Raw genomic sequence first — 19,183 nt, 5'->3', positions numbered from 1 at the left:
CCCAAGATTATAACCCGTTGGTTCAGCCCGCCTCGCGGTGGTAGGCGGTGACGGTATCGACCTCGTTTTTCGAGCCGAGCATCACGCTGACGCGTTCATGCAGCTTGGTCGGCTGCAGGTCGAGGATGCGCTGCTTGCCGTTGGTGGCGGCGCCGCCGGCCTGCTCGATCAGGAAGGCCATTGGATTGGCCTCGTACATCAGTCGCAGCTTGCCGGCCTTTTCCGGTTCGCGCTTGTCCCAGGGGTACATGAAGATGCCGCCGCGGCTCATGATGCGGTGCACGTCGGCGACCATGCTGGCGATCCAGCGCATGTTGAAATCCTTGCCGCGCGGGCCTTCCTTGCCGGCCAGGCATTCGTCGATATAGCGGTTCATCGGCGCCGACCAATGCCGCTTGTTGCTCATGTTGATCGCGAATTCGGCGGTGTCGGGCGCGATCCGCACGTTGTCGTGCGTCAGCATGAACGAGCCCTGCTCGCGGTCCAGCGTGAACATCGCGACGCCGTCGCCGAAGGTCAGCACCAGCGTCGTCTGCGGCCCATAAACACAGTAGCCGGCGGCGGCCTGCTGACGGCCTGGTTGCAGAAAATCGGCCTCGCTGACCTTGACGCCGTTGTCGAGCTTCTTCAGCACCGAGAAGATCGTGCCGATGCTGACGTTGACGTCGATGTTGCTGGAGCCGTCGAGCGGATCGAACAGCAGCAGGTATTCGCCCTGCGGATAACGGTGCGGCACGATGTGGATATCGTCCATCTCCTCGCTGGCCATCGCCGCGAGGTGGCCGCCCCATTCGTTGGCCTCGATCAGCACCTCGTTGGCGATCACGTCGAGCTTCTTCTGCACCTCGCCCTGCACGTTTTCGGTCTCGGCGGAGCCGAGCACATCGCCGAGCGCGCCCTTGTTGACGGCGATGCTGATGCGTTTGCAGGCGCGCGCGACGACCTCGATCAGCAGCCGCAGGTCGCCCGGGATGCTGCCATTGCGGCGCTGGTGCTCGACCAGGTATTGGGTCAGGCTGATCGGTTTGACGGTATTTTTCATCGGTCGTGTTCCAGTGCGCGGGTGACGATCTCGCGCACATCGTTGGAGAGGTCGGTTTTGCCGGCAACGCGCTCGATCGCCTCGCGTGCGGCGCTGCGGTAGGGTTCGGCGAGTTGCGCCCAGCGGTCCATCGCCCGCGCCAGCCGCGATGCAATCTGCGGATTGATCGCATCGAGCTCGAGCACGCGGTCGGACCAGAAGCGGTAGCCGGCCGCATCCTGGCGATGGAAGGCGCCGGGATTGCCGCTGCAGAATGCCGCGACCAGGCTGCGCGCCCGGTTCGGATTCTTCATCGTGAAGTCGGAATGGCCGAGCAGCGTCTTGACGCGGGCGAATACCTTGCCGTCGCGCTCCGACGCCGAGGCTTGCAGCGCAAACCACTTGTCGATCACCAGCGGCTCGTTGCGGAACAGCTGGTGGAAGCGCTCCAGTGCCGGCTGCGCCAGCTCGGCATGCGAATCGACCAGCGCTGCCAGCGCGCCGAAACGGTCGGTCATGTTGGTTGCATCCTTGAAGCGCTGGAAGGCGCGGCCGGGCCAGACGGTGTCGCCGCTGGCGGTGGCCGCAAGGCACAACATCGACAACGCGAGGTTGGCCAGCGAACGCTTGCCGGCCGACGCCGCGTCGGGCCGGTACGGCCCGCTGACGCGATTCGCCTCGAATACCCGCTCCCAGCCATCGGCCAGCGCCTGCGCAAGCTGCAGCTGCATCGATTCGCGCGCCGCGTGGATGCGCTGCGGATCGACCGGGCTCAACTGCTCGGCGACATAGCCTTCGCTCGGCAGCGTCAGCACCAGCGCCTTGAAGGCCGGCTCGATCTGCTCGTCGTCGAGCAGGCGGCGCATTGCATCGACAAATTCATCGTCGAGCTGCAGCGCGACCGGGCCGTCAGCGCGCACCGCGGCGATCAAGCGCTCAAGTGCGAGGCGCTGGCCTGCTTCCCAGCGGTTGAACGGATCGCTGTCGTGGCGCAGCAGCACGATCAGTGCGGCATCGTCGAGCCCGTCCTCGAGCATCACCGGTGCGGAAAAGCCGCGCAGCAGCGACGGCACCGGCGATTGCTCCAGGCCTTGGAACTGCAGCACGGTTTCGTGCTGGTCGATCACCAGCAGCCGTTCGGTCGGCGGCGTCGCGTCGGCCGGCGCCTCGCCGGCAAGCCGCAACGGCAACGCAGCGCCGTCGGCACCGAGCAGGCCGAGCTGCAGCGGAATCACCATCGGCTCGACGAGCGGCAGCCCGGCGCTGGTCTCGTGGCCCTGGCGCAGCGTCAGCGTGTAGCGCCGCGCCGCCGCATCGTATTCGCCGCTGGCGGTCAGGCGCGGCGTGCCGGCCTGCCGGTACCAGCGCTTGAAGGCGTCGAGGCGCGGCGCCAGTTCGCTGCCCGGGTTCGCATCGGCGATCGCCTTCGCGAAGTCGTCGCAGGTCACCGCCTGGCCGTCATGGCGCTCGAAATAAAGCTTCATGCCGGCGGCAAAACCGTCGCGGCCGACCAGCGTCTGCATCATGCGGACGACCTCGGCGCCTTTTTCGTAGACGGTCGGCGTATAGAAATTGTTGATCTCGATGTACTGGTCGGGCCGCACCGGATGCGCCATCGTTCCGGCGTCCTCCGGAAACTGGATCTGCCGCAGGTTGCGCACATCCTCGATCCGCTTGACCGCGCGGGCGGTCGCCGCCTTCGCGGCACCGGGCCCGCTCGCCGGGCCGGTCATGTCCATGCTGAATTCCTGGTCGCGGAAAACCGTCAGACCCTCCTTCAGGCTCAGCTGGAACCAGTCGCGGCAAGTGATGCGGTTGCCGGTCCAGTTGTGGAAATATTCATGGCCGACGACGCTTTCGATGCCGGCAAAGTCGGCGTCGGTCGCCGTCGCCGCGGTCGCCAGCACATACTTCGTATTGAAGATGTTCAGGCCCTTGTTCTCCATCGCCCCCATGTTGAAGTCGCCGACCGCGACGATCATGAAGCGCTCCAGATCGAGCGGCAGGTTGAAGCGCGCCTCGTCCCAGACGACGCTGGCGATCAGCGAGTTCATCGCATGCTCGGTCTTGTCGAGGTCGCCGCGGCGCACATAGACCTGCAGCAGGTGGTCCTTGCCGGAACGGCTGCGGATGTGCTGCTCGCGAGCAACCAGATCGGCGGCAACCAGCGCAAACAGATAACTCGGCTTCGGGAACGGGTCGTGCCATTTCGCGAAATGGCGGCCGCCGTCGAGATCACCCTGCTCGACGAGGTTGCCGTTCGACAGCAACACCGGATACAACGCCTTGTTGGCGCGCATCGTGACGCTGTAGACCGCCATCACGTCGGGCCGGTCGAGGAAATAGGTGATGCGCCGGAAACCTTCGGCCTCGCATTGAGAGAAGAAGCCGCCACTCGAGGTGTACAGCCCCGACAGCTGGGTATTGCGCACCGGTGCGCAGGTATTGCGGATCTCGAGCAAAAACGGGCCGGACGGCAGCCCCTGCGCGCTGTCGATCAGCAGCATGCCGTTGTCGTGTCGGAACGAGACGCTGTCGCCGTTCACCTGCACCCGCATCAGGTTCAGGTCCTCGCCGTGCAGGCACAGCGGCTGCGGCGGCACAGCCTCGTTGCGCTCGACCTGCATCCGGCTGATCACCAGCGTCTTCTCCGGATCGAGGTCGAAGGTCAGATCGACCGACCTGATCCAGTAGGCCGGCGCGGTGTAGTCCTCGCGCCGGATCAGCGTTCCGGTTCCTTCACGCATGTTCATTTGCCCCCCAGTCGCTGCGCTCCTGCCCCCGAGGGGCGCCTCGCATCGGGCCGGGAGACCCGGCCGTTGCGAGTGGCTTGAAAAGCGCATCGCTCGGCTCGCTTTCTTGTAAAGCGAGACCGAGCTTGGTTAGATACCCTGTTTCAGGCTGGCCTCGATGAAACCATCCAGATCCCCGTCGAGCACCTTCTGCGTCGCAGACACCTCGAAGCCGGTGCGAAGATCCTTGATGCGGCTGTTGTCGAGCACATAGCTGCGGATCTGGTGGCCCCAGCCGACGTCGGTTTTCGTGTCCTCGAGCTTCTGCTGCGCTTCCTGCTGCTTGCGCATCTCGTGTTCGTACAGCCGCGAACGCAGCATCTGCCAGGCCTCGTCGCGGTTGCGGTGCTGCGAACGGTCGTTCTGGCACTGCACGACGATACCGGTCGGAATGTGCGTCAGCCGCACCGCCGAATCGGTCTTGTTGATGTGCTGGCCGCCGGCGCCGCTGGCGCGGAAGGTGTCGGTGCGCACATCGGCCGGGTTGATCTCGATCTCGATGCTGTCGTCGACTTCCGGATAGACGAACAGGCTGGCGAAGCTGGTGTGGCGGCCACCGGACGAATCGAACGGGCTCTTGCGCACCAGCCGGTGCACGCCGGTTTCGGTGCGCAGCAGGCCGAATGCATAGTCGCCCTCGACCTTGATCGTCGCACTGCGGATGCCGGCGACGTCGCCTTCGGTCTCCTCCATCACCTCGGTCTTGAAACCCTTGCGCTCGCAGTAGCGCAGGTACTGGCGCAGCAGCATCTGCGCCCAGTCGCAGGCCTCGGTGCCGCCGGCGCCGGCCTGGATGTCGATGAAGCAGTTGCTCGGATCGGCCGGGTTGTTGAACATCCGGCGGAATTCGAGGTCCTTGATCGTCGCCTCCAGCGCATCGGCCTCGGCTTCGATCGCCTTCAGCCCGTCGATGTCGCCGTCGGCCTTGCTCATCTCGTAGAGCTCGGTGTTGTCGGCGAGGTTGCTGGTCAGGTGGTCGATCTTCTCGACGACGGTTTCGAGCAGGCGCTTTTCGCGGCCGAGCTCCTGCGCACGTTTCGGCTCATCCCAGACCTTGGGATTCTCCAGCGCGGCGTTGACCTCGTTCAGTCGCAGAGCTTTGCGATCGTAGTCAAAGATACCCCCGTAGAGCTTGCGTACGCTCGCTCAGGTCAGCGATGCGGTTGCCGATTGAATTGATGTGTTCGACGTCCATGGGGCACTCCTTCGGCTGCGGGAAAACCGCGATTTTTGCATGCCGCCGGCGCGCGCCCCGGCGTTCAGCCGATGAAGCGCTCGATCCGCTCGGCCAGCGCCCGCGGCTGGTCGTGGTGCAGCATGTGCCCGGCGTCGGCGATCACCTCGCGCTCGACCTGCGGCACGACGGCAAGCCGGCTCTCGAAATCGCTGCGCGGGTAGCGCTCGCCCCAGAACCGCTTCATGTCGGTCAACGCGCCCTCGACCCACAGCAGCGGCGCGCTGATCGCGGCCCAGCAGGCCAGCGCCTCGTCGCGCCGGTACAGCACCGGGTTGACACGTCGGTGCGCCGGATCGCCGAGGATGTCCCACAACCCGTCGGCCGCCTGCCGCGCCCAGTGCCCGGCCAGCCAGGCGGCACGCTGCGGCGGCAGCCGGGGATTCGTCTTGCGCAGTCTTTCGGCCACTGCATCGAGGCTGTCGTAGCGGCGCAGCCCCGGCGGCTGCTTCAATTCGTCGAGCCACTTTGCATACCTCCCAGGCGCCTGGCCCGGCTCGGTCGCCGGCAGACCGAAACCTTCCAGGTTGATCAGCCGGCGGATGCGCTGCGGCCGGATGCCGGCGTAGAACATCGCGACATTGCCACCCATGCTGTGGCCGAGCAGATCGATCGCCGGGCTCAGTTCGCCGCGCGCGCTCAAGCTGTCGACGATTGCATCGAGGTCGCCGAGGTAGTCGGGAAACCAGTAGCTGTCGGCGCCGGAGCGGTCGCTCTGGCCAAAGCCGCGCCAGTCGAGCGCGACGATGTGCCGATCAGTGGCGAAGGCATCGACGACGAACTGGAACGATGCGCCGACGTCCATCCAGCCGTGCAGCATCAGCAGGCTCGGCCGTGCTTCGCTGGCGAGCGCGGCGTCGCCCCAGACCAGCAGGTGCAGGCGCAAGCCGCGCAGCTCGAGAAAGATGCTGCGGGCACGCCGCCGCTCGAGATAAGGCGCAGCAGCTGAAGCTTGGGGTTCGGCAGACATGGTTGGACTCTAAGGCAACGCCGGCAAAACCTGCGTTTGCACCAATCGCCGCGCGGCTGCGGCAGCGCGACAATCCGCCAATGACCCAGACTCTTGAAGACACCAGAAAAAGCGGCTTCATGCTGCGTCCGGCCGCTGCTGCCGATTGCGCGGCAATCGTCGGCCTGATCCGTGAGCTGGCGGTATTCGAGCAGCTCGAGCACATGGTCGTCGTGACGCCTGAGAGCCTGCGCGAGCAGCTGTTCGGCGCGCGTCCGGCCGCCGAGGCGGTGCTGGCCGAGCGCGACGGTGCGGTGGTCGGCTTCGCGCTGTTCTTCAGCAATTTTTCGACCTTTCTCGGCAAACCCGGGCTCTACCTCGAAGACCTCTATGTCCAGCCGGCGCACCGCCAGTGCGGCATCGGCAAGGCGCTGCTGCAGCACCTCGGCGCGCTGGCCGTCGAACGCGGCTGCGGCCGCTTCGAATGGAGCGTGCTCGACTGGAATGCCAATGCGATTTCGTTCTACGAAAAGATGGGTGCGGTCGTGATGCCCGACTGGCGGATCTGCCGGATCACCGGCGAATCGCTGCAACGCTACGCGCGGAGCTGAACGATGGCGAAGCAGCACGACGCCTCCGCCGCGCCGGCAGCAGCCGACCATTACGCGGCGATGCACGGCAACTTCCGCTGGCTGGTGCCTCCGGACTTCAACATCGCCGAGGCCTGCTGCGGCCGCTGGGCGCGCGACACGCCCGATGCGACGGCGATCCACCATGAAACCGAAGCCGGCGAGCGCCGCCGCATCAGTTATGCCGATCTGCAGCGCGATGCGAACCGGCTGAGCGGTCTGCTGCGCAACCTCGGCGTGCAGCGCGGCGACCGGGTCGCGATCGTGATGCCGCAGCGGCCGGAAACCGCGGTCGCCCACATCGCGATCCACCAGCTCGGTGCGGTCGCGATGCCGCTGGCGATGCTGTTCGGCCCCGAAGCACTCGAATACCGGCTGCAGAACAGCGAGGCGACGCTGGCAATCGTCGACGAAAGCGCGATCACCAACCTGCTCGCGGCGCGCCCGCAGTGCCCGCAGCTGAAGACCGTGCTCGCGGTCGGCGGCGCCCAAGGCCAGGGCGACGTCGACTGGGACCGCTCGCTGCCAGCCCATCCCGACAGCTTCACCCGCGTCGCCACCACCGCCGAAGACCCGGCGATCCTGATCTACACCAGCGGCACCACCGGCCCCGCCAAAGGCGCCCTCCTCCCCCAACGCGCGCTGATCGGCAACCTGACCGGCTTCATCTGCAGCCAGAACTGGTTTGGCTTCGACCCCCTGCGCGGCACAGACCCTGTTCCCTCAGGGAGGACAACGCAAGAGTCCGGCACCTCAGTCCCTCTTCCCTCGGGGAAGAGGGCCAGGGAGATGGGCCACGCAGGCCCTCTTCCCCCGGGGAAGAGGGAGCGGGAGATGGGGGGCGTGAATTCAGGGCAAAGCCCAGTCGGCGGGGATCAGAAGACGCCATGCGTCTTCTGGTCCCCCGCCGACTGGGCCTGGACCGGCGGCCTGATGGACGCCCTGCTGCCGACCCTCTATTTCGGCCGTGCGATCGTCGCCTTCCAGGGCCGCTTTTCGCCCGAGAAGGCGTTCGAGCTGCTCGAGCGTTACCGGGTGACCCACACCTTTCTGTTCCCGACCGCGCTGAAGGCGATGATGAAGGCAGTGCCCAACCCGCGCGAGCGCTACCGGCTCGAACTGCAGGCGATCATGAGCGCCGGCGAGGCGGTCGGCGATGCGGTATTCGCGTTCTGCGAACAGCAACTCGGCGTCACCGTCAACGAGATGTTCGGCCAGACCGAGATCAACTACATCGTCGGCAATTGCGCGATGAACAACCGGCGCCACGGCCACGGCGTCGGCTGGCCAGCCCGCCCCGGCAGCATGGGCCGGCCCTACCCCGGCCATCGGATCGCGGTGATCGACGACGAAGGCATGGAGTGCCCGCGCGGAACGCCGGGTGACGTCGCGCTGCATCGGCTCGATATCCACGGCGAGCCCGATCCGATCGTCTTCCTCGGCTACTGGCGCAACGACGACGCGACCCGCGGCAAATTTACCGGCGACCCGTCGAACAGCTGGTGCCGCACCGGCGATACCGCAGTGATGGACGACGACGGCTACCTCTGGTACCAGGGCCGCAGCGACGATATCTTCAAGGTCGCCGGCTACCGCATCGGGCCGAGCGAGATCGAGAATTGCCTCGTCAAGCATCCGGCGGTCGCCAATGCCGCGGTGGTGCCGAAACCCGATCCGGCGCGCGGCGCACTGGTCAAGGCCTATGTCGTGCTCGCTCCCGGCCATTCGGCCAGCGACGCGCTGATCGAAGACCTGCAACAGCATGTGCGCGGCCGGCTGGCGCCGTATGAATATCCGAAGGAGATCGAATTCATCGATGTATTGCCGATGACGACCACCGGCAAGGTGCAGCGGCGGGTGTTGCGGCTGCAGGAAGAAGAGCGGGCGGCGGCCGCCGCTGCTGCGGGCGGACGCTGAGGATCCCCCGACCGGCCCGCACGCCAGCCTCTAAACTGCCGCCATGAGCACATTCAAACCGGTCCAGCTGGGGCGCAGCGAGCTGCAGGTGTCGCCGATCTGCCTCGGCACGATGACCTTCGGCGAGCAGGTCGACGAAGCGATTGCGCATGCCATCCTCGAGCGCGCGGTCGAGGGCGGCATCAATTTCATCGATACCGCCGAGATGTATTCGGTGCCGACGCGGGCCGAGACCTATGGCGCGACCGAACGCATCATCGGCAACTGGTTTGCCGCCAACCCGGCGATGCGCAAACGTGTCGTGCTGGCGACCAAGGTCGCCGGCCCGGCACGCAACATGGACTGGGTGCGCAACGGCAGCCTCGACCTCAGCCCGGCCGACATCGTCAAGGCCTGCGACGACAGCCTGCAGCGGCTTCGCACCGACGTCATCGACCTGTACCAGATCCACTGGCCGAACCGCAATGCGCCGACCTTCGGCGCGGTCTATTTCGACCCGGCCAAGGAACGCGAGCAGACGCCGATCCTCGAGCAGTTGCAGGCCCTTGACGGCCTCGTGAAGGCCGGCAAGGTGCGCGCGATCGGGCTGTCGAACGAGACGCCGTGGGGCGTCTGCGAATTTGTCCACCTGGCAGAACGGCATGGCCTGGCGCGCATCGCGACGGTGCAGAACCCGTATGCGCTGACCAACCGCTCGGTCGACAACGGCCTTGATGAGGTGCTGTTCCGCCACCAGGTATCGCTGCTCGCCTATTCGCCGCTGGCCTTTGGTGCGCTGACCGGCAAATACGACGATGTCGGCATTGCCGACGACGACAACAAGCCGGGCAGGCTGGCGATCTTCGACTCGATGAAGCAGTCGCGCTGGACACGCCCGGAGGCGCTGGCCGCGGCGCGCGAATACAACGCGCTCGCCAAGCGGCACGGCATCACGCCGACCCAGCTCGCGCTCGGCTACTGCGCGCAGTCGTGGCGGGTCGCCAGCACGATCATCGGCGTGACGACGGTGCAGCAGCTGTACGAGAACATCAGCTCGTTCGGCACCAAGTTGTCGGACGAACTGCTGGGCGAGATCGACGCGATCCGCAAGCAGTACCGGGATCCGGCGCAGTAAGGCACCAGCGCTACCGGGAGCAGCGCCGCTGCGGCCAGGCCGGCGTCACGCCGGCTTGTGCAGCAGCAGGTGGTGGTACTCGAGGATCCTCGCCTGCATCACGCAGCGCATCAGGTAGCCGGCGAGGATATTGCGTCCGCGCAGCGGGCTGCGCCTGGCCAGCGCGCGGCGACCCAGCCACGGAAAACGGATGATCGCGCCGGTGATGCGCTCGAGCCGGCGCAGGTCGGGCAGGATCTGGTCGTTGAGGACGGCGCGCCGCTCCGGCTGCAGCCCGACGGTATCGGCGCCGGCCAGCAGTTCGTCGAGCAGTTGCCAGCGCTCCAGCGCCATGCCGCGCGCGATCAGTTCGGCCGCCAGCAGGCTGTCGGCGTCGGTATCCGGGTTCGGCCGCGGCTGGTAGACGTCGAAGATCGTGAACGCGCCGCCCGGCCGCAGCACGCGCGCGACCTCGCCAAGCACCCGCGGCAGATCGGTCGCATAACAAAGCGACTCGATCGTGAAGACATGGTCGAAGCTGCCATCGGCATACGGCAGATGGTGAAAATCGCCGAGCGTCAGGCTGACATTCGACAGCTTGTTGCGCTGCAGCCGCTCGGCGGTGATCTGCGCATGGACTGGCGTCAGGTCCAGCCCGGTGAAATGGATGCCGGGATGGCGGGGCGCCAGATAGTTCAGGTTGAAACCCTGGCCGAATGCCAGTTCGAGCACGTCGCGCGGCGCCGCGGCCGCCTGCGTCCAGCTCTGTTCCATCCGCCGCAGCTGGCCATGGAAACCGTCAGGATCGAAGCGGTCGCCATCGTTCAGCGCCAGATGCACCGACCCCTCGGACGAGTGGTATTTGCGGTAGGCGTCGTGGCAATGCTCGTAATACGCGACCACCTGCGAGACGCCGATGCGCTCGCGCTGCAATGACGGCACCTCGAAGACCTGGTGCAGCTTGTGCAGGCGGCGCGCGAGGTCGCGGCGGCGGTGTTCGAGGCTGTCGGTGGGGCGCGTCCAGAGCATGGCCGATTATCTCAGCGGCCAGCGCGTCGCCCCGCCCGCCTGCTGCGCCGCCGCGCGCTCAGCGGGTCAGGAACGACAGCACGCTATCGGCAAAGCGGCCATACGGCGGCATCAGGAATTTCAGCGTCGAAAAACGTGCCTGGTAAAAAACCGGGCGCAGCTTCGAGAAGGTCGTGAAACCCTCCTTGCCGTGATAGTGGCCCATGCCCGATTCCCCGACTCCGCCGAACGGCAGGTCGTGCTGGCCGACATGGAACAGGGCATCGTTGACCGAAACGCCACCGGACATCACGCGGTCGAGCAGCATCTGCACGGTTTTTTCGTCGTTGCTGAACGGATAGATCGCCAACGGGCGCGGCCCGGCATTGACCGCGGCGATCACCTGCTCGAGATCCTGGTAGCCGCGGATCGGCAGGATCGGGCCGAAGATCTCGCGCTGCCACAACTCGCTTTCGTCGGGCGCGTCGAGGACGATGCACGGCGCGATTTTTCGCGAGGCCGCATCGAACGCCGGCCCGTCGATCAGCTGGACCACCGTCGCGCCGCGCTTGCGGGCATCGTCGAGCGCAGCCAGCAGCCGATCGAACGAGCGCTGGTCGATGATCGACGTGTAATCCGCCGTGGCCAGGCTGGGATACCGCGCGGCGACGATCTGCCGCGCCTCGCGCACGAACTCGACGATGCCGGCGTCCGGCATCCACAGGTGATCGACGCTGGTGCAGATCTGCCCGGCATTCAGGAACTTGACGAACAGGATGCGCTCGGCGGCCAGCCGCAGCGGAAAGTCGTCGCACAGGATCGCGGGCGCCTTGCCGCCGAGTTCCAGCGTCACCGGGCACAGGTTCTTCGCCGCCGCTGCCATCACCGCACGGCCGGTCGCACCGGAGCCGGTGAACAGCAGGTGGTCGAACGGCAGCTTCGAGAATTCGACGCCGACCCCGCCGGTCTCGTCGAAAAACTGCAGCTTCTCCGGCGGAAAATAGTCCGGCATCCGCTCGATCAGCAGCTTCGCGAGGTGGCGCGAGTTCTCGCTCATCTTGACCATCGCCCGATTGCCGGCGGCGAAGATGTAGGTCAGCGGAACGAGGCTGAGGTTGAGCGGAAAATTCCACGGCACGATCACGCCGACGACACCGAGCGGCTGCGGGATCGCCACATTGGTGGCACCAAGAAAATTGCGCAGGTCGACCGCGCGGCGCTCGGGCTTCATCCAGCTGCGCAGGCGCTTGAGCACATGGTCGATGCCATCGATGACCGGAAAGATCTCGGCCAGCATCGTTTCATGCCGCGAGCGGTTGCCGTAATCGGCGTGGATCGCGTCGCACAAGGCTTGCTTGTGGTCGCGCACGAAGCGCTGCAAGGTCTTCAGATCGGCCTTGCGCTGAGCCAGGTCGGGCACCGGGTCGGCATGATAGGCAGCGCGCTGCAACTCCAGCGTCGATCTCAATGAGGCGGCAATCGCCGCGGCGTCGGGTTTGCTTTTCATGTCCATGGCATCGGTCCGGTTGCAAGCAGTGCCTGCTCGACTGGTTCGAGCCGGCCTGCAACGAATTGGTTCAGGCGGACTGCCCCACGGTACACGGTTTGCCGAAACCGGTGCCGCGCCAGGATCAATCGACGGCCGCCATCTCCTGCGCCGCGCGCACCTCGGTGCGCACCTGCTCGGTCAGGTCGGCCTTCAGCGCCGCAAATTCGGGACTGGTCTTGATCGAATAATGGCGCGGATACGGCAGCGGCACCGGCAGATCGAGCTTGATGCGGCCGGGCCGCGCGCTCATCACGACGACGCGGCTGCCGATGAAGACGGCCTCGTCGATATCGTGGGTGACAAACAGCACCGTCTTGCGTTCGGCCTCCCAGATGCCGAGCAGCAGTTCCTGCATCAGCTCGCGGGTCTGGTGGTCGAGCGCGCCGAACGGCTCGTCCATCAACAGCATCCGCGGATCATTGGCCAGCGCACGGGCAATCGCGACGCGCTGCTGCATGCCGCCGGACAACTGCTTCGGATAATGGTTCTCGAAGCCGCGCAGGCCGACCTTCTCGATATAACCCTGCGCAACCTCGAGTTGCCGCGCGCGCGGCCAGCCACGTTCGCGCAGCCCGAAGCAGACGTTGTCACGCACCGTCAGCCACGGAAACAGCGTATAGCTCTGGAACACCATGCCGCGGTCGGCCCCCGGCTCATCGATGTGGTGACCGTCGAGCAGCACCTCGCCGGCGGTCGGCTGGTCGAGCCCGGCGACGATGCGCAGCAGCGTGCTCTTGCCGCAGCCACTCGGGCCGAGGATGGTGATGAAATCATTCTCCGCGACCTCAAGATCGGTCGCCTGCAGCGCCAGCGTCGAACCATTGGCATTGGCAAAGCGGCGCTCGACGCCGCGGATCGAGAGGATGTTGGTCAAAGCTTGTACTCCAAGCGTCCAGGCAGTTCGGACGGCTCGCTCCGGGCCGGAGCGGCCTTTGAGCTCGCATGTGGCGCGGACTTTTGTGGGAGGGGCTTCAGCCCCGATTCGGGCTTATGCCACATGCCACGACGCAGCGGCGCGGCAGACCGTTCCGACTCATTACTTCCCATCAACCGAGAGAGCAAAGGCGCGGTCGGGCGGCCGCTTGCGCTTAGATGCTTGCCCTCGCGCCGGGCGCTCGGGTTCCCTGCGATGCTCGGCCTTGTGGCCCGTCGCGGAAACTCGCTGCGCTCACTGCGTTCGCTACGCTCAAACAGTCCGCGACAAGTCAGTTGTTGATGCTCGCTGCGCTCGCGGGCCACAAGCCCTGTGCTTCTCGGCTGCGCATATGCGCGCCAGCAGCCACCCGCCCGCCCCTTTGCGGCAGCACCGAGGACTTCGACGAAGTTCACCAGCGTCACTGCGCGGCAGGCGGTTCCCGGGCGGGGCGATTTATGCGGCGGCGAGAAGCGGAGGTTCAGGGTCGGCGAGCGCAGCGAGCATCGACAAACATACTCGCGGCGGTTGTCCGAGCGCAGTGAGCGCAGCGAACGTAGCGAGTTCCGCCGCGCGACCCTGGACCGAGCATCGCAGCGCAGTCCGAGCGCCAGCGAGGACCGCCGCATCATGAGCCACGACCGGGTGCCGCCTGCCGCGCCGCTCGGTCTTGGCATGCAATTCCAAGGGCATGCGCACGGCCAAGATCCCCGAATCGGGGCTGAAGCCCCTCCTACAAAGTCTGCCACGGCCCAGGCACTGGACGGCCGCTCAAGGCCGCGCGCAGACGGGCGCGCCAGACATGCGAACCGACCCAGTCCGGATCTCATCTCACCGCCCCAATGCCGCCCACGGAAATACCTTGCGGTTGACCCACTTGAACAGCATGTCGCTGGCCAGGCCGATCAGGCCGATGACGATGATGCCGAAGATGATCTGGTCGGTTGCGAGCAGCGACTGGCTGTCGGTGATCATGTGGCCGATGCCGCTCGAGGCACCGATCAGTTCGGCGACGATCACGTAGGTCCAGGCCCAGCCGAGCACCATGCGCAGGATCTCGGCGATCTCCGGTGCGGCGCCCGGGATCAGTACCCTGCGCACCAGGCTTGCGTCGCTGCAGCCGAGCGTATAGGCGGCCTCGACGAGGTCGCGGCGGGTATTGCCGACCGTCACCGCGATCATCAGCACCAGTTGGAAGAAGCTGCCGATGAAGATCAGCGCCAGCTTCTGCGCCTCGCCGATGCCGGCCCATAAGATCAGCAGCGGGATGAAGGCGCTGGCCGGCAGGTAGCGGGCAAAACTGACGAAGGGCTCGAAGAAGGCTTCGATCGGCTTGTAGGCACCCATTGCAACGCCGAGCGGCAAGGCGATCAGCGCGGCGATCACGAAGCCGCCGACGACGCGCCAGACCGTCATGCCGACGTCGTGCGCGAAATCGAACTCGGCAAACAGCCGCCAGCCGCTGGCCAGCATCGCCAGCGGATCGGCGAGAAAGGTTTTCGGCACCACGCCGCCGAAGGTCACTGCCGACCAGACGGCAACAAACAACACGAAGAACGAGATGCCGAGCACGACGCGCGTGCCCGGCGCCACCGGGGTCAACGGCTTCAGCCGGCGCGCGCGGCGCCGGCGTCGTGGCGTCGCAGCGCCGGGCGCAGCGGCGACCGGGGTCGGCCGCTCACCGGCGCCGGATGCGCCCGGCGCCACCGGTGTGGTCAACGGGCGCGCAGAACTCACTTCAGAAACCTCGTATCGGCGAGTTTGCTCAGGTCCGGGATCTTGCGGATGATGCCGGCCTCGAGCAGCAGATCGGCGGCTTCCTTGCTGAATGCCGCATGTTCACCGGCAAAGAATTTTTCGTTGGCCGCGCGGTCCTGCCAGCGCAGATAGGCCTGGCTCTTCTCGAAGGCCTCGGCGGTCTGCTTGACGTCGGCGCCCATGATCTCGAAGCTCTTTTTCGGTTCGGCCTTGATCATCGCGACCGCATCGAAATAACCATCGGCCAGTGCCTTCGCGGCTTTCGGATTGTCGGCGAGGAATTTCGGCGTGCAGCCGAAGGTATCCATCACCATCGGGTAGTCGAGCGTCGTCGCGATGATCTTGCCGGCTTCCGGCTTGGCGCGCACCGCACTCAGATAAGGCTCGTAGGTCATCGCGGCGTCGATGCCGGAGGTGCCGGCAACGATCGCATTGGCGGCCGCCTGCGGCTCGAGGTTGACGACCGACACATCCTTGATGGTCAAGCCGTTTTTCTTCAGCATCCAGGCCAGCGCGAAATACGGTGCGGTGCCCGGTGCGCTGGCAGCAACCGTCTTGCCTTTCAGATCCGAGATCTTCGTGATGCCGGGCTTGACGACCATGCCGTCGGCGCCGAAGCTCTTGTCGAGCTGGAAGATCTGCGTCGTCTCGACGCCATTCGCATTCCAGACGATCCAGGTCTCGACGGTGGTTGCTGCACATTGCACGTCACCGGAGGCAATCGCCAGGTGGCGGTCCTTCTGCGGGATCTTCTTGATCGTCACGTCGAGGCCGTGTTTCTTGAACAGGCCGGCCTCCTTCGCCAGCGTCAGCGGCGCGAAACCGGTCCAGCCGGAAATCGCGACCGTGACCTTGGTGTCCTGCGCCTGCGCAGCGGTGGCGCCGAATGCGGTCAATGCGGCGGCCACGGCAAGCGCGGTGAATTTCTTGATCATCTTCTTGGGCTCCTGGTGGAAAACGAGGGGTGGGTGCGCGGGGTTCAGGCGGGGATCCACAACACCGGCAGCTCGGGCAGCGTGCGCAGGATGCGTGCCAGCGAGCCGTCCTTGACCAGCGCCGATGCATGGGCGATATCGGGCGCCAGATACCTGTCATGGTGCATCTCCTGCACCGTTTCCCGCAACAGTGTATGCACCGATTCGAGCGCTGCCGAACTGCGCAGCGGACGCAGGAATTCGATGCCCTGCGCCGCCGCAAGCAATTCGATGCCGAGGATGTGCGCGGTGTTGTCGATCATCGGCAGCAGCCGGCGCGCGGCGAAGGTCGCCATCGAGACATGGTCCTCCTGGTTCGCACTGGTCGGCAGGCTGTCGACGCTGGCCGGATGCGCCATCGACTTGTTTTCACTGGCCAGCGACGCCGCCGTCACATGGGCAATCATGAAACCGCTGTTCAGCCCGGCATCTGCGGTCAGGAACGGTGGCAGCCGCGAGACGCCGGCATCGATCAGCATCGCGATGCGGCGCTCGGCGATCGCGCCGACCTCGGCGATCGCGACGGCCATCGCGTCGCAGGCCAGTGCGACCGGCTCGGCGTGGAAGTTGCCCCCGGAAACCATCGCATCCGGATTGGAGCCGCTGCCGGCAAACACCAGCGGATTGTCGGTCACCGCATTCGCCTCGCGGACCAGCACCAGCGCCGCATGGCGCAGCTGGTCGAGACAGGCGCCGACGACCTGTGGCTGGCAGCGCAGCGAATACGGGTCCTGCACGCGGTCGTCGCCATCCATGTGCGACTGGCGGATCTCGCTGCCGGCGAGCAGTCGGCGGTAATACTGGGCGACGTCGATCTGCCCGGGCTGGCCGCGCAGCAGGTGGATGCGCGCCTCGAACGGGCCATCGCTGCCGCGCGCGGCATCGACCGTCAATGCGCCGACGACCAATGCGGCTTCGAGCACCGGCTCGAAGCTGAGCAGCGCATGCAGCGCGATTGCCGTCGAGACCTGGGTGCCGTTGATCAGCGCGAGGCCCTCTTTGGCCTGCAGCTGCAAAGGCTCGATGCCGCGTTCGCGCAACACCTCGGCGGCCGGCCTGCGGCTGAAGGCGCCGCTTCCTGCAGCATCGAATTCGACAAATTCGCCTTCGCCGATCAGCGCCATCGTCAGGTGCGCAAGCGGTGCCAGATCGCCGGATGCGCCGACCGAACCCTGGCATGGCACATATGGCAACAGCCCTGCGTCGTGCACCGCCAGCAGACAACGCACCACCTCCGGGCGGACACCGGAATAACCGCGCGCCAGGCTCGCCGCCTTCAGCGCCAACATCAGCCGCAGCACCGGCGCCGGCAGCGGCGCGCCGACGCCGACGCTGTGCGAGCGGATCAGGTTGAGCTGCAGATCGGTCAGCTCGTCGGCCGCAATGCGGGTCGACGCCAGCTTGCCGAAGCCGGTATTGACACCGTAGACCGGTGCATCGCCGGCGGCCGCGCGTTGCACGACCGCCGCGCTGGCGTCGATGGCCGGCCAGGCCGCCGGATCGAGCTGCAGCGTGACGCCGCCGCCGTGGATGGCCTGCAGATCGTCGAGCGACAACTGGCGGGGACGGACCAGCAGCGATTGCGGCTCAGCCATCGCGGCCGGCCAGCATCGGCAGTTGCAGGCCGTGTTCGGCGGCGCAGGCGACCGCCTCGTCGTAGCCGGCATCGGCATGGCGCATCACGCCGGTTGCCGGGTCGTTCCACAACACCCGTTCGATGCGTCTTGCTGCCGCATCGCTGCCGTCGCAGACGATGACGACGCCGGCATGCTGCGAATAACCCATGCCGACACCGCCACCATGGTGGAAGCTGACCCAGGTCGCGCCGCCGGCGGTATTCAGCAAGGCATTCAACAGCGGCCAGTCGGACACCGCATCGGAGCCGTCGCGCATCGCTTCGGTTTCGCGGTTCGGGCTGGCAACCGAACCCGAATCGAGGTGGTCGCGGCCGATCACGATCGGCGCCTTCAGCTCGCCGCTTTTCACCATCTCGTTGAACGCAAGGCCGGCGCAGTGCCGCTCGCCGAGGCCGATCCAGCAGATGCGCGCCGGCAGTCCCTGGAACGCGATGCGCTCGCCGGCCATGTCGAGCCAGCGGTGCAGATGGGTGTTGTCCGGGAACAGCTCCTTCATCTTCGCGTCGGTCTTGCGGATGTCCTCCGGGTCGCCGGACAAGGCAACCCAGCGGAACGGCCCGACGCCGCGGCAGAACAGCGGCCGGATATAGGCCGGCACGAAACCGGGGAAATCGAAGGCATTGCGCACCCCGCGGTCGAAGGCGACCTGGCGGATGTTGTTGCCGTAGTCGACCGTCGGCACACCCATCGCCTTGAAGTCGAGCATCGCCTTCACATGCACTGCGCAACTCGCCGCGGCCTCGTCGCGCAGCGCCTCGTGCTGTTGCGGATCGGCCTGCGCGGCGCGCCAGCGCTCGACGCTCCAGCCGGCCGGCAGGTAGCCGTTCAGCAGGTCGTGTGCACTGGTCTGGTCGGTCACGAGATCTGGCCGCGGCGCCTGGCCCTGCTGCACGCGGCGCGCCAGCTCCGGAACGATTTCGGCGGCATTGCCGAGCAGCCCGATCGACACCGCCTTCTTCTCGGCCGTGTATTTCTTGATGCGCGCCAGCGCATCGTCGAGGTCGCTCGCCTGCTCGTCGAGGTAGCGGCTGCGCAGCCGGAAATCGATGCGGCTTTGCTGGCATTCGATCGTCAACGAGCAGGCGCCTGCAAAGCTGGCAGCCAGCGGCTGCGCGCCGCCCATGCCGCCGAGGCCTGCGGTCAGGATCCATCGGCCTGCCAGATCACCTTGATAGTGTTGCCGGCCGGCCTCGACGAAGGTTTCGTAGGTGCCCTGCACGATGCCCTGGCTGCCGATGTAGATCCAGCTGCCGGCGGTCATCTGGCCGTACATCATCAGGCCCTTGCGGTCGAGCTCGCTGAAATGCTCCCAGGTCGCCCACTGCGGAACCAGGTTCGAGTTGGCGATCAGCACCCGCGGCGCATCGGCATGGGTGCGGAAGATACCAACCGGCTTGCCCGACTGGACCAGCAGCGATTCGTCGTCGCCGAGCTTGCGCAGGCTGTCGAGGATCGCGTCGAAACATTCCCAATTGCGTGCTGCCTTGCCGATGCCGCCATAAACGACCAGCGCATCGGGGTTCTCGGCCACTTCCGGATCGAGGTTGTTCTGGATCATCCGGAATGCGGCCTCGGTCTGCCAGCTGCGGCAACTCAATGCACTGCCGCGCGGGGCACGCACCGGACGCGGCCCGGAGGCAGCAGATGAAGCGGATCCGGCGCGGGCGGGCGTCGAGAGGTCGGTCATGACGGGCTCCTTGGAAACGGCA

The 19,183-nt window shown here is 66.3% G+C and carries 14 protein-coding genes; 3 read left to right on the top strand and 11 right to left on the bottom strand.

Annotation, left to right across the window (positions count from 1 at the left end):
• Positions 1 to 22: 22 nt before the first annotated feature.
• The 4 genes from ACNH6H_RS14935 to ACNH6H_RS14920 all read right to left on the bottom strand — a co-directional run bounded on the left by ACNH6H_RS14935 (position 23) and on the right by ACNH6H_RS14920 (position 6,017).
• Positions 23 to 1,042 carry a class 1 fructose-bisphosphatase gene (locus ACNH6H_RS14935; RefSeq protein WP_418318740.1) on the bottom strand — a complete coding sequence of 340 codons (1,020 nt, stop codon included), beginning with the start codon at positions 1,040 to 1,042 and terminating at the stop codon, positions 23 to 25.
• Positions 1,039 to 3,768 (bottom strand): aminopeptidase N, encoded by a 2,730-nt coding sequence (gene pepN / locus ACNH6H_RS14930; protein WP_418318738.1) that lies wholly within the window; start codon positions 3,766 to 3,768, stop codon positions 1,039 to 1,041. Before pepN ends, ACNH6H_RS14935 begins: the two co-directional genes overlap by 4 nt.
• Positions 3,769 to 3,903: 135 nt before the next feature.
• Positions 3,904 to 5,008, bottom strand: a protein-coding gene (prfB, locus tag ACNH6H_RS14925) for a peptide chain release factor 2 (protein ID WP_418318737.1) whose coding sequence is annotated in 2 segments (ribosomal slippage) — positions 3,904 to 4,926 and positions 4,928 to 5,008 — 1,104 coding nt in all. Because the reading frame shifts where the segments join, the coding sequence is not laid out codon by codon here.
• Positions 5,009 to 5,072: 64 nt separating this feature from the next.
• Positions 5,073 to 6,017 carry an alpha/beta fold hydrolase gene (locus tag ACNH6H_RS14920; protein ID WP_418318736.1) on the bottom strand — a complete coding sequence of 315 codons (945 nt, stop codon included), beginning with the start codon at positions 6,015 to 6,017 and terminating at the stop codon, positions 5,073 to 5,075.
• A gap of 80 nt (positions 6,018 to 6,097) precedes the next feature.
• Between ACNH6H_RS14920 and ACNH6H_RS14915 the strand changes: the two genes are divergently transcribed.
• The 3 genes from ACNH6H_RS14915 to ACNH6H_RS14905 are packed head-to-tail and all read left to right on the top strand — an operon-like array spanning position 6,098 to position 9,656.
• On the top strand, positions 6,098 to 6,607 hold the full coding sequence (locus ACNH6H_RS14915; protein WP_418318734.1) for an N-acetyltransferase family protein: 510 nt from the start codon (positions 6,098 to 6,100) through the stop codon (positions 6,605 to 6,607).
• Between the two features lie 3 nt (positions 6,608 to 6,610).
• Positions 6,611 to 8,542 (top strand): acyl-CoA synthetase, encoded by a 1,932-nt coding sequence (locus ACNH6H_RS14910; protein WP_418318733.1) that lies wholly within the window; start codon positions 6,611 to 6,613, stop codon positions 8,540 to 8,542.
• Positions 8,543 to 8,585: 43 nt separating this feature from the next.
• Complete coding sequence (locus ACNH6H_RS14905) at positions 8,586 to 9,656, top strand: aldo/keto reductase (protein WP_418318732.1); 1,071 nt, start codon at positions 8,586 to 8,588, stop codon at positions 9,654 to 9,656.
• A gap of 45 nt (positions 9,657 to 9,701) precedes the next feature.
• Here the strand turns inward: ACNH6H_RS14905 and ACNH6H_RS14900 are convergent, their stop codons facing one another.
• The 7 genes from ACNH6H_RS14900 to hutU all read right to left on the bottom strand — a co-directional run bounded on the left by ACNH6H_RS14900 (position 9,702) and on the right by hutU (position 19,161).
• Positions 9,702 to 10,664: a class I SAM-dependent methyltransferase gene (locus ACNH6H_RS14900; RefSeq protein WP_418318730.1), complete on the bottom strand. Its 963-nt coding sequence runs from the start codon at positions 10,662 to 10,664 to the stop codon at positions 9,702 to 9,704.
• Between the two features lie 58 nt (positions 10,665 to 10,722).
• Entirely contained in the window at positions 10,723 to 12,150 is a 1,428-nt protein-coding gene (locus ACNH6H_RS14895) for a coniferyl aldehyde dehydrogenase (RefSeq protein ID WP_418318728.1), read from the bottom strand.
• 124 nt (positions 12,151 to 12,274) lie between these two features.
• Positions 12,275 to 13,066 carry an ABC transporter ATP-binding protein gene (locus ACNH6H_RS14890; protein ID WP_418318726.1) on the bottom strand — a complete coding sequence of 264 codons (792 nt, stop codon included), beginning with the start codon at positions 13,064 to 13,066 and terminating at the stop codon, positions 12,275 to 12,277.
• An 870-nt stretch (positions 13,067 to 13,936) separates the two neighbouring features.
• Positions 13,937 to 14,812, bottom strand: a complete 876-nt coding sequence (locus ACNH6H_RS14885; RefSeq protein ID WP_418321336.1) for an ABC transporter permease — start codon at positions 14,810 to 14,812, stop codon at positions 13,937 to 13,939.
• Between the two features lie 26 nt (positions 14,813 to 14,838).
• A complete protein-coding gene (locus ACNH6H_RS14880) occupies positions 14,839 to 15,798 on the bottom strand; it encodes an ABC transporter substrate-binding protein (protein ID WP_418318724.1) in 960 nt (319 codons plus the stop codon).
• Positions 15,799 to 15,842: 44 nt separating this feature from the next.
• Positions 15,843 to 17,432 carry a histidine ammonia-lyase gene (gene hutH / locus ACNH6H_RS14875; protein WP_418318722.1) on the bottom strand — a complete coding sequence of 530 codons (1,590 nt, stop codon included), beginning with the start codon at positions 17,430 to 17,432 and terminating at the stop codon, positions 15,843 to 15,845.
• Complete coding sequence (gene hutU, locus ACNH6H_RS14870; protein WP_418318720.1) at positions 17,425 to 19,161, bottom strand: urocanate hydratase; 1,737 nt, start codon at positions 19,159 to 19,161, stop codon at positions 17,425 to 17,427. Before hutU ends, hutH begins: the two co-directional genes overlap by 8 nt.
• Positions 19,162 to 19,183 lie beyond the last annotated feature (22 nt).

It is taken from the genome of Pseudideonella sakaiensis, from assembly GCF_048320135.1.
In the GTDB taxonomy this organism is placed as follows: Bacteria; Pseudomonadota; Gammaproteobacteria; order Burkholderiales; family Burkholderiaceae_C; genus Ideonella_A; species Ideonella_A sakaiensis_A.
The sequence above is the reverse complement of the archived record's forward strand: the minus strand, read 5'-3'. Positions and strand labels throughout refer to the sequence as shown.